The 13,448-nt window shown below is 57.8% G+C and carries 12 protein-coding genes and 1 pseudogene; 7 read left to right on the top strand and 6 right to left on the bottom strand.

Annotation, left to right across the window (positions count from 1 at the left end):
* Positions 1-630 precede the first annotated feature (630 nt).
* From BN871_RS12040 to BN871_RS27655, 5 genes are all read left to right on the top strand, one after another.
* Positions 631-1,572: a glycoside hydrolase family 113 gene (locus tag BN871_RS12040; protein ID WP_048746215.1), complete on the top strand. Its 942-nt coding sequence runs from the start codon at positions 631-633 to the stop codon at positions 1,570-1,572.
* 37 nt (positions 1,573-1,609) lie between these two features.
* The gene (locus BN871_RS12035) at positions 1,610-2,827 is read left to right on the top strand and encodes an AGE family epimerase/isomerase (protein ID WP_048746212.1); all 1,218 of its coding nucleotides are present in this window, start codon (positions 1,610-1,612) and stop codon (positions 2,825-2,827) included.
* Positions 2,828-2,982: 155 nt separating this feature from the next.
* A complete protein-coding gene (locus tag BN871_RS12030; protein WP_021879007.1) occupies positions 2,983-4,314 on the top strand; it encodes an ABC transporter substrate-binding protein in 1,332 nt (443 codons plus the stop codon).
* Positions 4,315-4,561: 247 nt separating this feature from the next.
* Complete coding sequence (locus tag BN871_RS12025) at positions 4,562-5,398, top strand: aldo/keto reductase (protein ID WP_157060274.1); 837 nt, start codon at positions 4,562-4,564, stop codon at positions 5,396-5,398.
* A gap of 84 nt (positions 5,399-5,482) precedes the next feature.
* On the top strand, positions 5,483-5,635 hold the full coding sequence (locus BN871_RS27655; protein ID WP_157060273.1) for a hypothetical protein: 153 nt from the start codon (positions 5,483-5,485) through the stop codon (positions 5,633-5,635).
* Positions 5,636-5,643: 8 nt separating this feature from the next.
* Here BN871_RS27655 and BN871_RS12020 read toward each other — a convergent pair whose 3' ends face one another.
* From BN871_RS12020 to BN871_RS12005, 5 genes and pseudogenes are all read right to left on the bottom strand, one after another.
* A complete protein-coding gene (locus tag BN871_RS12020; protein ID WP_048746210.1) occupies positions 5,644-6,069 on the bottom strand; it encodes a DMT family transporter in 426 nt (141 codons plus the stop codon).
* A gap of 252 nt (positions 6,070-6,321) precedes the next feature.
* On the bottom strand, positions 6,322-7,425 hold the full coding sequence (locus BN871_RS12015) for a P1 family peptidase (protein ID WP_048746208.1): 1,104 nt from the start codon (positions 7,423-7,425) through the stop codon (positions 6,322-6,324).
* Positions 7,403-7,594 (bottom strand): annotated as a pseudogene (locus BN871_RS30220) (hypothetical protein); the annotation flags it as partial. The pseudogene BN871_RS30220 and the gene BN871_RS12015, both read right to left, overlap by 23 nt.
* Positions 7,588-7,929, bottom strand: coding sequence for a hypothetical protein (locus tag BN871_RS12010; RefSeq protein WP_021881568.1), 342 nt, complete (start codon positions 7,927-7,929; stop codon positions 7,588-7,590). The pseudogene BN871_RS30220 and the gene BN871_RS12010, both read right to left, overlap by 7 nt.
* Positions 7,930-8,020: 91 nt before the next feature.
* Positions 8,021-8,215 (bottom strand): DUF3934 family protein, encoded by a 195-nt coding sequence (locus tag BN871_RS12005; RefSeq protein ID WP_021881569.1) that lies wholly within the window; start codon positions 8,213-8,215, stop codon positions 8,021-8,023.
* A gap of 152 nt (positions 8,216-8,367) precedes the next feature.
* Between BN871_RS12005 and BN871_RS12000 the strand changes: the two genes are divergently transcribed.
* Positions 8,368-9,987 carry an S-layer homology domain-containing protein gene (locus BN871_RS12000; protein WP_083436404.1) on the top strand — a complete coding sequence of 540 codons (1,620 nt, stop codon included), beginning with the start codon at positions 8,368-8,370 and terminating at the stop codon, positions 9,985-9,987.
* Positions 9,988-10,174: 187 nt separating this feature from the next.
* Here BN871_RS12000 and BN871_RS11995 read toward each other — a convergent pair whose 3' ends face one another.
* On the bottom strand, positions 10,175-11,974 hold the full coding sequence (locus BN871_RS11995) for an ABC transporter substrate-binding protein (protein ID WP_048746206.1): 1,800 nt from the start codon (positions 11,972-11,974) through the stop codon (positions 10,175-10,177).
* A 103-nt stretch (positions 11,975-12,077) separates the two neighbouring features.
* Here BN871_RS11995 and BN871_RS11990 point away from each other — a divergent pair, with 103 nt between their 5' ends.
* Positions 12,078-13,337, top strand: coding sequence for an MFS transporter (locus tag BN871_RS11990; RefSeq protein WP_048746204.1), 1,260 nt, complete (start codon positions 12,078-12,080; stop codon positions 13,335-13,337).
* Positions 13,338-13,448: the final 111 nt, after the last annotated feature.

Here is a 13,448-nt window from a genome sequence, read left to right as displayed (position 1 = left end):
TAGCGATTTTAACCCTCGTAGGGTCTCATTTTGGCGAAATAACGGATCTCATGTCCGATAACAAGCTGGTTAGGTAGTAAAACGACAAAATAACGGATCGTATGTCCGATAACAAGCGAGGCTCGGGCGACAGGAGCTGCAATCGGCCAAGCTGCCAGGATTGAGATCATACGATAAGAAAGCAAGCCGGGCGAACGCAGCATGGGCCGAAAACGCGAAGCTAGTACACAATTTGTTGGATGTTCATGATTGCGAAGCGGGAATCCAGAATTAGTTGGATGGTTTAAGTAACGCCGGCGAGGATAGGGCCGATCTGTGTTGGATGTTCATCATCGCGCAGCGGGAATAGTCCAGAATTAGTTGGATGGTTTAAGTAACGCCGGCGAGGATAGAGCCGATCTGTGTTGGATGTTCATGATCGCGCAGCGGGAATCCAGAATTAGTTGGATGGTTTATATAGCGCCGGCGAGGACAGGGCCAATCTGTGTTGGATGTTCATGATTGCGCAGCGAGAATATCCAGAATTAGTTGGATGGTTTATGTAGCTCCGGCGAGTGGTTTAAGTAACGCCGGCGGGGATGGCGACCAATCGGTTGGATGTTAAGCATTTTTACGAGGAGGAACAACAAAATGAGCAAACCCGAACTCGAAATGATTACCGGCATGACCTGGGGATGGACCGGAGTAAGAGGGACCTGGGAAGGCCCCGAGGCCGAGCATTCCATGAACGAGATGGCCAAGCTGAACGTCGGCTGGGCAGGAATCACGCTTGGAGCGATGCAGGCGACGGCGCAATCGACCGAAATCACGTACTGGCAGGAGCCGACCGTCACGGACGGCGAGGTTCGCGCCGCGATCCGCCGGGCGAAGGAAATGGGCATGAAGGTGGTCATGAAGCCGGTAGTCAACTGCGCGGACGGAACCTGGAGGGCGCATATCAATTTCTTCGACATGGACATCCCCGGCGAGCCGACCTGGAGCCAGTGGTTCGCTTCCTACGGGAAGTTCATCCTCCACTATGCGGAGATCGCCGAGCAGGAAGGCTGCGAGATGCTCTGCATCGGCTGCGAGATGGTGCAGACCGACAAGCGGGAAGCCGAATGGAGGGCGCTGATCGCCGAAGTCCGCAAGGTGTATGGCGGCCTGATCACCTACAACTGCGACAAGTACCAGGAGGGCAACGTGAAATGGTGGGATGCGGTAGACATCATTTCCTCCAGCGGCTATTATCCGATCGGCGAGTGGGAGCAGCATCTCGACCGCATCCACGAAGCCGTTTCTCCTTACGGGAAGCCGTTCTTCTTCATGGAAGCCGGCTGTCCGAGCCGCGAAGGCTCCCCGCTGCGGCCCAACGACTGGTCGCTTCCCGGAGCTCCGTCCGGCGAAGCGCAGAAGAGCTATTACGAGGCGATGTTCGGAGCCTGCGAGAAGCGCGAGTGGGTGCGCGGCTTCATGCTCTGGGATTGGCCGGCAAGGCTGTACAGCGAAGAGGATGCCGCGGACAACGACGATTACTGCATGTACGGCAAGCCTGCCGCTGCAGTCGTGAGGGATTACTACGGACGGGTTTAAGCGCAGGCTTCTATTTTCACGAAGGAGGATCTATACGATGATTGAATCCATGAACGCCGAATGGCGCGCAGAGCTGGAAAAGGAGCTGAAGGAGAACATCCTCGGCTTTTGGAAGGAGCATACGCTCGACGAAACGAACGGGGGCTTCATCGGCGAGATGAACGGAGCCGGTGAAATCGTGCCCGGGGCGCACAAGTCGCTCGTGCTGAACGCCCGCATTCTATGGACATTCGCAGCTGCCTATCGCCGTTACGGCCAGGAAGACGATCTGCGCATGGCGGACCGCGCTCTTGATCAGTTGAAGACCCGCTTCAAGGACGAGGAGCATGGCGGCTTCTACTGGATGATCCATCCCGAAGGCAGCCCATCCGAGGATAAAAAGCAGGTTTACGGCCAGGCCTTCGTCATTTATGCGCTGGCGGAATATGTCCGTGCGACGGGCAATCGCGAGCCGCTTGGACTCGCCGAGGAGATTTACCGTCTCCTGGAGCGTTACGCCTATGATCCCGTCCATACCGGCTACATCGAGGCTCTCGCCAGGGATTGGAGCGAAACGGACGATCTCAGCCTGAGCGGCAAGGACCTCAATGAGCGCAAATCCATGAATACCCACCTTCACGTATTGGAAGCCTATACGAACCTGTACCGGATCTGGAAGCCGGAAGGACTTCGCTTGAAGCTCAAAGAGCTGATCGAGGTGCATCTGGACCGGATCTTGGACAGCCGCGGCAGCCATTTCCTGCTGTTCTTTGACGACGAATGGAATTCGCAGGCCGCCGACGTCTCCTACGGCCATGATATCGAAGGCAGCTGGCTGCTGTGGGAAGCGGCGGAAGTGCTCGGAGATCCGGAGCTTGAAGCCCGCGTCCACAAGGCTGCGCTTGCGATGGCGCATGCGACGCTCGAGGAAGGAACGGATGCGGACGGAGCTGTTTTCAACGAGCTGCATGGAAACGGGAAGCTGGACGACAGCAAGGATTGGTGGCCGCAGGCCGAGGCGATGGTCGGCTATCTGAACGCTTATCAGCTATCCGGCGAAGAGCGTTATCTGGAGGCTTCGCAGCGCAGCTGGCGGTTCATCCAGGAGAAGATCAGCGACCGCGAAGGCGGCGAATGGCATTGGCAGGTTACCCGCGACGGCGTGCCGAATCCCATGCAGCAGAAGGTAGGCGCCTGGAAATGTCCTTATCATAACAGCCGCGCCTGCCTGGAAGCGGTGGAGCGTTTGGAATCGCTAACAAAAAGATCTCGTTAGCATAAGAGATGACAATAAAAACAAACGCAGTTCATTTTTTTGCAAGACCGCAAGGACTAGAATAGGTCATGTAAGCGATAACAGAAAACGGTTTCGAAACAAAGAACGCAAAACCCGCATAATTCCGCACACTATATTTTAGGGGGCAAAAAAACATGAAAAAACCGCTTTTGGTCACAATGACAGCCGTCCTCTCCCTGTCCATGCTTGCCGCATGCGGCAACAATAACAACAGCGGCAACGCCGGCAACACAGGCGACACGGGCGCGGCCAATACGGGAACGGCATCCAACACGAATGCCGGCGGCACGGGCGAAGCAAGCGGCCTGAAGGGCACGCTCAAAGTGCTGACGCACCGCACCGACTACATCAACGACGGCACCATGGACAAATACGTCAAGAAGTTCCAAGAGAAAAACCCGGATGCGAAGGTTGAATTCGAAGGCCTGACGAACTACGCGACCGATATCAAGACGCGCCTGACGACAGGCGAGACGGGCGACGTGCTGATGGTGCCAGCGGGCATGCCGGCTACGGACTATCCGAAGTATTTCGAGCCGCTTCCGGATTCGATGTTCGACGACGTCTACTTCGCAGACAACAACGCCTTCGAAGGCAAGCGCTACGGCATCACGACCGGCGTCAATACGCAAGGCCTCGTGTACAACAAGCAGGCGTTCAAGAAAGCCGGCATCGACAAGGCGCCGACGACGCTCGACGAGCTGTACGCTGACGCGCAGAAGCTGAAAGACGCCGGCATCATCCCGCTCTACATGAACTTCGGCGCTCAGTGGCCGATGGGCACATGGGGCGACGGCTCCGCGTTCTATGTTGCAGGCGAAGCGGACCTCACATCCAAAATGGCCGCCGATCCGGCTCCTTTCCAAATGGACAACGCATGGGGCCAGCTGGCTCAAATCGGCCGTGAATTCATCAGCAAGGGCTGGGTGGAGAAAGATCTGTACACGAACAACTGGGAAATGTCCAAAGGCGAAGTGGCCAGCGGCAAAGCCGCCATGTACTTCCTCGGCAACTGGGTCATTCCGCAAGTCGAGGCAGCCGGCGCTTCCTCCGACGACATCGGCTTCGTGCCGTTCCCTTACGACAACAGCGGCAAGCTGAACGCGCCTCTGGGCTCCGACTACATGATCGCCGTCAGCAAAAACAGCAAGAACAAAGAGCTCGCTACCGCATGGGTCGACTTCTTCGTTAAAGAATCCGGTTATGTGAAGGACTCCGGCTTCATGCCGATCATCAAATCGGAAAAAGCGGAATCCCCGCAGCTGGCCGAGTTCCAGGCGACGAACCCGACATTCATCGAAGGGCTGCCTAACGATCCGAAATTCGCGGAAATCGCGAACAAAGCGCAAATCGGCATCGGCACGGGCAACTACATCCAGGATCTGCTCATCTCCAAGGATCTGAAAGCCGGACTGGACGACCTCAACAAAAAATGGGCGAAAGCCAAAACGGATCTGGGCTACTAAAACCGGATCCCATGCCAAGCAGGCTCCCGATTCGGGAGCCTGTTTTTTTGTCAGGTTCGCCATGAATGAGTTTATCCGAGCAGGTTGCGCCTGCCTGACGCATTTGCCCCATCGATTGAACCGGACATCATGTTTCGGCTCCTTGCCGCCCTCGCCAGCCTTGTTTGTTTGACGAGGGGGCCGGGTGGTAAAATAAGTAGGGTAAAGGGTCGAAAAGCAAACATTCGATGTGGAGGAGATGTTCGGAATGACGGTACAACTGCAGGGACTTCAAGATACGGCCGAGCTGCACAACGGCGTGCGCATGCCGCGCCTGGGACTGGGCGTCTGGAAAGTCACGGAGGAAGGCCAGGTCGAGCAGGCGATCAAGGATGCCGTGAACGCCGGCTACCGCAGCATCGACACCGCGAAGATCTACGGCAATGAAGAAGGCGTCGGCCGTGCGATCGCGGACGTTTCCGTGCCGCGCGACGAGCTGTTCATCACGACCAAGGTCTGGAACGCGGAGCAGGGCTACGACAGCACGCTTGCCGCTTTCGAAGAGAGCCGCCGCAAGCTCGGTCTCGAAATCATCGATCTGTATTTGATCCATTGGCCGGTCAAAGGCAAGTATAAGGAAACCTGGCGAGCTCTGGAGCAGCTGTACAAGGACGGCAAAGTACGCGCGATCGGCGTCTGCAACTTCCATGTGCATCACTTGGAGGATCTCCTCCAGGATGCGGAGATCAAGCCGATGGTCAACCAGGTGGAATACCATCCGCTGCTTGCCCAGACCGAGCTTCGCCAATTCTGCCAGGATCAAGGCATCGTGCTGGAAGCCTGGAGCCCGCTGATGCAGGGCAACCTTGATCTGCCGCAGCTGAACGAGCTGGCGGACAAGTACGGCAAGACGCCGGCGCAGATCGTGCTCCGCTGGGACTTGCAGAACGGCGTCATTACGATTCCGAAATCGACGAACGAGAAGCGGATTCGCGAAAATGCGGACGTATTCGACTTCGAGCTGTCCCATGAGGACATGGCGCTTATCGAAGGGCTGAACCAGAACAAGCGCTTCGGAGCCGATCCCGACAACTTCGACTTTTAATAACGCTGGCGGAGACKKCRCCTTGCCCTTAACCAGCACATACACGCTGTCGGCGGCATCTCCCTGGCTGCAGATCAATTCGCCTTGGTCGAACCGGCGCAAGGTGAGATGCGGCAGCAGCGGCTTGCCGAAGACGTCTTCGAGGCCATGAAGCTTCAAGTATTTATCCAGCAGCTGCCGGTCGGGATGTTCATGCTTCATTCCGTTGTCCTTCCCGCCTTCCATCGTCATGCTTAGTCCTATCATTATACCCTCAGGATCAGGACGCCGCTGATCATCATGGCGATGCCGAGAAACTGGGGTAGGCTCATCGTTTGCTTCACGACGCCGAACCAGCCTCTGCCGTCGATAAGGAAGGTCAAGCTGAGCTGCGCGATGAGCAGCACGGCTGCCGCAATCGTAATGCCGATGGCATGGATCGCCTGTACGTTGCTGAAGACGATGACGGCTCCCATCGCTCCTCCGGTCAAGTAAAGCGGTTTGACCCCGCGAAGTCCAGTGCCTGCCGATCGGCGGAAGAGGCCGAGCAGCAGCAGCGCCGCGACGAAGCCCGTCAGCTGTGTCAGCGCAGCCGCCTGCCAGGTGCCGATCGCGGCGCCGATCCTCGAATTGGCTACTCCCTGCAGCGTAATGAACATGCCCGCTGCTGCGGCGAACAGAATTCCCTTCATCGGTATCTTCCCCTCGTGTACTCGTCGCTTTCTCCCTCATTACACAATATCCGGGATACATTTGAAAAGGACATATGTCCTTTTTAGGGAATGGGCTTGAAAGCCGGCAGGAATGCAGAACCGGCGATCGCAGAAGAGAGCGGTGAATCAACCCGATCTCCTATCGCCATCTCGATCTCCACACCAAAAAGGACAGCACCGTTAGGCTGTCCTTTCCCGTATGGCCTCATGCCTATGCGGGGACAAGAACGGTCAGAAGGCGCTGCGGGCTTCAAACCGGCAGATAACCCTATCGACGGGAAACGCATGGACCTCTCTTCCCGATCTTCCGCTCATATCTGTCCCTGCGAACAAGGAGCTGTAGACCGCTTCCTCCGTCGCATCCGCTGCGGCACGGAAGCATTCGGAGATGAGCGGTCCGTCTTCGCGGACGACTTGCACGGCAAGCAAATCCTGCTCCGGATCATGGGGCGTCAGCATGCCGTTGCTGAAGGCGATGACGATATCGCCGCTGCCGTGGTGGGCGATCGAGCCGGTCCGTCCCAGCCCGAAGGCAGCGCGCTTCGCCACCCGCTTCAGCTGCCGCGAATCGAGCGGCAGATCGGTCGCAACCACGATGATGACCGAGCCATCCTCCTTGCGGTCGTCAGCCTCGTTCCTGGCCAGAAGCTGTCCGATTGGCTCGCCCAGAATGGAGAGGTCGACGCCGCTGCCGAAGTTGGTCAAGACGAGAACGCCGATATGGTATTCGCGGCCCGCCGCAGCGACGGCTCGCGAAGAGGTCCCGATTCCTCCCTTCCAGCCAAAGCACACCATGCCGGTGCCGGCTCCGACGGCGCCTTCTCCGACCGGTCTCCTCTGCTCCCAGGCTTCCTTGGCCAGACGAATCGCTTCAACCGCATGTTCCGGCCGGACATGCAGGCCGCGCATGTCGTTCAAATAACTGTCGTTGCATTCGCCCGTTACGATGTTGATGGAGCCGGCCTCTCCGCCGATTCCGTCATCCTGCTCCATCATGTAGCGCAGCGCGCCTTCAGCCGCAGCGGACACGCCGAACGTATTGGTCAGCATGACCGGTCCCTCCAGCGTGCCGAGCTCGTCGACCTGGATAAGCCCGGCCGTTTTGCCGAAGCCGTTGATGACATAGGATGCCGCAGCGGCCTTCTCCCGGAACAGATTTCCTTGATGCGGCAGAATAGCGGTGACTCCCGTCCGTACGACCGGCTGATCATCTCCTTCGGACAGCAGCGTGACATGGCCCGCGCTCACTCCCGGGACATCCGCGATGCTGTTGAGAGGTCCCGTTTTCATCCTGCCGACCTTCAATCCATATTCATGAAACCTCCGCCGGTTCATTCCCGTCACTCCTTTGTTCTTGTCGGAAAAAGCTTGGCGAGCAATCTCGACATCTCCTCCGGCGTTTTTCTTCGCGTACCTCGGAGTCGTACCACTCGACTTTCCCGCACTCCTCACAGCTTGTGTACATCAGGTGGATGTAATCGAGATCGAACAGCCGGCTCAGACCTGTCCCGTTCTTCGCCGCTTCATTGACCGAGCATTCGCGGCTGCCGCAGCGGCCGCATCGAAGCTCTCAGCCAGCAGCTCCTCCAGCGTCATGCTTTCGATCTCTTCCACGGAAAGCGAGCCTGCATGGGCCGCCCCGCTGTCATTCGCCGTGTCTCCCGACTCTTCTGCGGACAACAGGCCTGCATAGGCCGAAAGGGATTTCGGCTCCGGCGCTCCGTCTTCTTCAATGCCTTCCAAATGCCAAGGCAGCACCTCGTGGAGGCAGGAGGGGCATACGCGCTGTTCAAGCCGCATGTCGTTTCCGCACCAAGGACAGCTTACGCTGGATTCCATTGGGATCATTCCTTTCCGGATCGGCTGGAGGAGGGCAAAAGAAAAACCCCAGCTTTTTTCGAAATGCTTCCGAAATGTGCTGAGGCTGTGCTTAGCTGCTGCCCGGGTTGTTTGCTTCGGCTTTGGCGGCAAGCCGCGCCGTCTTGGCCTCTTCCGCTTTTTTCTGCAGCCCTTTGCTCACATACGGCTTCGGTTTGCTTGCGGCGCGCTTGGCGCCGGCTTGCCAGCGGTTCCAGCCCTTCTTGCCCGTACCCCGGCCGGTGCCTCCGCCTTTGGATTTGCTCATGCTTCCTTCACTCCAATCGTGCTTCTATCATACTCTGTCAACCTGTTTACGGCAAATCCGTCCATGCAGCCTTACCAATATTTAAGCATGGGGCTGCTCTCTCTTTTTGTTTACGATGGGTGATAGACCGCCCGAAAGAGAGTTGAAGACTGATGATGAGCCTACATATTCGACGACTAGCCCGAAAAGGCGCCCTCCTCCTGCTGGGAGCGGCCTTAACGGCGCCGCTCTTCCCTTCCGCCCAAGCCGCTGCCGCCGCTCCAGCGTTCAAGGATGTCTCCGGCAGCTATGCGGAGAGCGCCATCCTGCGCCTCGCCAAGCTCGGAATCGTGTCCGGCACTTCAGCCGACCGCTATTCTCCAGCTCGAAGCGTTACGAGAGCCGAGCTTGCGACCCTGATCGCGAGAACGCTTGGTCTCGAGCCGGTACAGGCCGCCATACCGGCATTTCGCGACGTCGCCCGTTCCTCTGCCTTCTATCCCATGATCCAGGCAGCCGTCAATATCGGCTGGATCGGCGGCCGTTCCGCGGACCGGTTCGAGCCTGCGGCAAGCGTCACCCGCGAGGAAGCCGCCGTCATGCTGCTGCGTGCCTTGAAGCGCGGGGCGCCTGTCATCGGCGACAGCATCTATCGGGATCAACAACAAATCTCCGCATGGGCCGAAGCATCGGTTCTCGAGATGAACCGGCTGTCGCTGATGGCCGGAGATCAGGGCTACTTCCGCCCCAAGGCGGCGATCAGCAGGGCGGAAGCCGCTGTGCTGCTGGACCGCATCCGGAACCGTGCTGAATGGTCGCAGCAGTTCGAAACCGAGCCCGAAGCACCCGTCCAGATGGGCTGGCAGTACAGCTCCACGACGGAACAATTCAAGCAGCAGGCGTCGTCCAGCGGGATCAACACGCTGTCGCCCCGATGGCTGTTCGTCGGTCCGAAGGGCTTATCGTCCGATTCATCCGACGCCAAGCTGGTGCAGTGGGCCCATTCCAAAGGGAAGAAAGTATGGGTCATGGTCGGCAACCGGTCCAGGCAAGCGGATACGCACGCCCTGCTGAGCCAGTCTGCGAACCGCTCGGCCGCCGTCAAGCAGCTCGCCGCCAGCATCTCAGCGAGCGGAGCGGACGGCATCAACCTGGACTTTGAGAATGTCGCTCCCGAGGATCGGCAGAACATGACGCAGTTCGTCTCCGAGCTGGCCAAGTCTCTCCATGCATTCGGCGCCGTACTGTCCGTAAGCGTATCGCCGGATACCGGCAGCGAATGGACCGAAGCGTTTGATTATGCCGCCTTGGGCTCGGCCGCGGATTACATCGTGCTGATGGGGTATGACGAGCACTGGAGCGGAGGCCAGAATGCCGGAGCCGTCGCCTCCCTGCCCTGGGTAGCCGGAGGCCTCGGCAAGCTGCAGGCGGTCGTGCCGGCCGCCAAGACGATTCTCGGCCTGCCCTTTTATACGAGGGATTGGAGCACAGCCGCCAGCGGCATCGTGACATCGGCCGATCTCAGCCTTCCCGAGCAGAACGGCATCGCGGCATCGCTCGGCTTGCGTCCGGCTTGGAGCTCCAGCTTATCGACCTACACTGCGAGCTACTACATCGGCACCGTGCGCCATCAGATCTGGCTTGAAGACAGCCGGTCTCTGTCGGCCAAAATGAGTCTGGCCCTTCAGAGCGGCGCTGCCGGATTCGCCTACTGGTATATGGGCGGTGAAAGCCCGGATGTATGGGCTGCCCACCGCAATGCGATTCGTTATGCCGGGTATTCCTTCTCTTGAATTCAACCTGAATATGCGCTTCTGCCCAATAAAAAGGCCGTTCCAGGCGATGGATGCCGGAACGGCCTTCTTTTGGCTTTCTTTTCCGATCAAGGACGCGAGGTGGAAATCCTTGATGGGCAGGGAATTCGCGCTAATTTAACGACTCTATATATTCGCATCATGAATAATTAATGACATGTATGAATTAAGGTTTGATCTGCTTAGAATCCGGCATGACCCAAGCGTTTCGAAAATCGACCCATCCTCTATGGCTGAGCCGGACATCCCGAAGCGAAGGATGCGTCATGGCGCTGACAGCTTTGGAGTTCAGAAAAAGGATATCCCCTTCGCTTTTCAGCAAGCCTTCAATTTCATCCAAACAGTCCCTACGCGTTTCTTCCGTGTCCGCGAGCTTGAATCGGCCGAGAATTTGTTCCGTCCGCCTCCTCGTCTCCGGCGACATATGGCTCGATATGAACCCTGTCGAGGATTGCAGGTATTCCAGCAGGCGGATTGGGCCTTCGCTGAGAACCGCTTCGAACAGAATCAGATGTGCCGCCTCGACGGATTGCTGCAGCAGCATGCCGGCCCAGGTGTGAAGAACGACCTCCACCCTTACTCCGTATTGGGACAGGCTGCTGGAGATCCATTCCGCATCGTTCTGATGTCTCGGGAATGTCGCCAAGGTTATGGTTTCACCGGCATAATTTGATTTTGACAGCAGTTTCATGCCGGCATCGGGATCGAATTCATCGACTCCCTTATCGTCGTTGCCCCATACGAAGCCCGAGGAAGGCGATATGCGGGGAAATCCGAGCTCTGTGACCATCGCCTGCCTGTCGATCAGGACGTTCAGCGCTCTCCTCAGAAAAGGATCCTCGAGAAGCCCGGGCATGCTGCGGTTGACGGTAAGCAGGCTCGTCCCGCTCATCATCCCGATATGCTTCCAGCCGATTTTCTCCGCAAGGGTCTGCTCGCCGGTCAAGACATGAACGAATCCGGCATCGTCGTTCTTTTCCAGACTATCCGCATTCGGCAGCACGATCAGTTCAAGCTCGTCCAGATGCGGCCTATACCCGAAATAGGAATCGAACGCTTGGAGCAGCAGGCTCCCTCTCGTTCGGCGAACCGCCTTGAACGGCCCTGTTCCGACCGGCAGCTCCGGGCTGCCGCTGCCGTCGGCGCCATAAAGATCCCTCGGAACGATCGAGCATGTCGAATAGCTCAGCACGCGCAGGAAATAACTGTCCCGCTCCTTCAGCGTTATCCGGATGGCATGAGACGACAGGGCTTCCATGCTGCCGATGCTGCGAACGGCCCAGGCGTGAGCGGTATGCTTGAGACGCTCGTAGCTGAACTTCACGTCCTCGGCATCGAGCTCCCGGCCGTGGTGGAAGCGAATGCCTTTGCGCAAATGGAAGGTCCAGGACATGCCTGCCTCATCGTACTCCCAATGATGGGCGATTCCCTGGCTGATCATTGCGCTCTCGTCGTCGTCGCAGCATACGAGCGTCCCGAAAATCAGCTCCACCAGATAACCGTCCAAAGCATAAAATGCTTCTCCCGGATCCATTGACACGATCGGCCTGTAGATGGGCAGCCGCAGCTTTTCAACGACCCGGCTCGATCCGCCATCGCTTTGATAGCCCAAATACCGGTAAAACCAATCCATGAACTCCCGCTTGACGGCGTCCGTCCCGGCATATTCCCCGATCAGCCTGAAAGCAGCCTCGGCATCGCCGCCGCGGACTTTGTCTTCGGCCTCCTGTAGGAGCAGCGGAGCGGGATCCGCATCCAGATACAGCCTGGATTTGTTTCCCCGCCCTCTTCCCGGTTCGAACCGGAGCCAGCCCGTGGCGGCCAGCTTGCCGATAATGAGCTTGGCGTTCCTTTCGCTGCAGAACAACGCTTCGGCCAGCTCCGTCTTCGACACGAGAACCGGAGAAAGCTTTCTTCCCTCCGGGAATGCGCGCGTCAAAAGCAAATAATCCTCCGTTATTTTCATGCTTCTCTCCAAAAGATGAAAAAGTAGGCCTGATAAATGACCTTTTTGGCTCATTACGATGCCCCTATACTTCATTCATAAAGCATTGAGGGAGAGATGGCAAGTGAAAGGAATTGCAGGAGATGGATCGAAAGATGCTCCGCTAAGCCGGAACGGAGGTTTTCGGATCGTTCTCGCAGCGGCCATTCTCATGACCGCCGGGAACAAGCTCTATGAGCTGATTTTGCCGCTGATGATGTATGAGCTTACCCATTCATCAGTCGCCATGGCTACGATGAGAACCGCCGAGCTGCTTCCGAATTTGTTTTTCGCCGTCCTGATCGGAGTTCTCGTAGACCGCAGCAACAAAAAAGCCTGGACGATCGGCATGATCGCTATCCAAGGACTGCTGCTGCTGGTTCTGGTCTGGCTATACCGTACCGGCACCGTTTTTTTGCCCGCCTATTACGGCATCGGCTTTTTGCTCATGACGTTCGGATACGGATATTTCAATGTCCAAGGCAGCTTGACGAAGCTTGCCGTTCCAGACTCCCAGCTCGGCCAAGCCAACGCCAGGCTTTCGGCCGTGGAGACGACCGTCGGCCTGGCCGGACCCGCCTTGTCGGCCGTCCTGCTGCTGCTGCCGGATCTGTCCGGCGGACTTCTGGCCACCGCCGTCCTGTATCTTCTCTGCCTCCTCCCCATATCCTGGCTGCGGCTGAGCGAGGGGGCAGGCAGAAGCTCCGGCGCGGGCTTCAAAGCGGAGCTTCTCGAAAGCTGGCGTTTTTTCCGGGAGCACAAGCCCCTCCGGACGTTTACGCTGTTCATTCTTTTCGCCAACTGCAGCATGACGGTAGCGGGAACCGCCATGATCTACTTCGCCAAGGATGAGCTTCGGCTTTCCTCCTTCTTGCTGGCCCTGATCCTTTCCTTGACAGGCGCCGGAGGATTGGCGGGAAGTTATGCCGCTCCCCGGCTGCGCCGGCTTCTGGGGACGGGCAAATGCTACGGCATCGTCATGCTGCTGTTCATGGCTTCCTATCTGCTCTTCGGCAGCTCCCAAGGCCCGATCTGGTTCGGAATCGCCGCATTCCTTTACGGCATGGCTGCAGCACTGAGCAATGTGACGGTCTACACCTATCGCCTGGAGCAGACTCCCGCGGCTCTCATGGGAAGAGTGCTTGGCATTACCGGAACGTTTTTCCGGCTCGGCATGCCGGCTGCCATGCTCCTGAGCGGCTTCGTCATGGAGCATGCCGGCTCGAGAATCATCTTTTGGGGCTGCCTGGCCTGGAATTTGATTCTTTTTCTGAGCTGGTCCACGACTTCGTTATGGAAAGCCGGGCCGCAACATCTTGTTCCCGGCCCCGTTGCCGTGGATTAGCCGCGCCGTCGCCGCTTCCTCGGATGCCTGGCTTGGCTTGGAAGGATCCGGAAAAGGATTTGAGACCATTAAAAGAGAGCTGATCGGCGATCAGCTCTCTTTGCCTTCCAT

The organism is Paenibacillus sp. P22 (assembly GCF_000469945.2).
In the GTDB taxonomy this organism is placed as follows: domain Bacteria; phylum Bacillota; class Bacilli; order Paenibacillales; family Paenibacillaceae; genus Paenibacillus_O; species Paenibacillus_O humicus.
The sequence above is the reverse complement of the archived record's forward strand: the minus strand, read 5'-3'. Positions and strand labels throughout refer to the sequence as shown.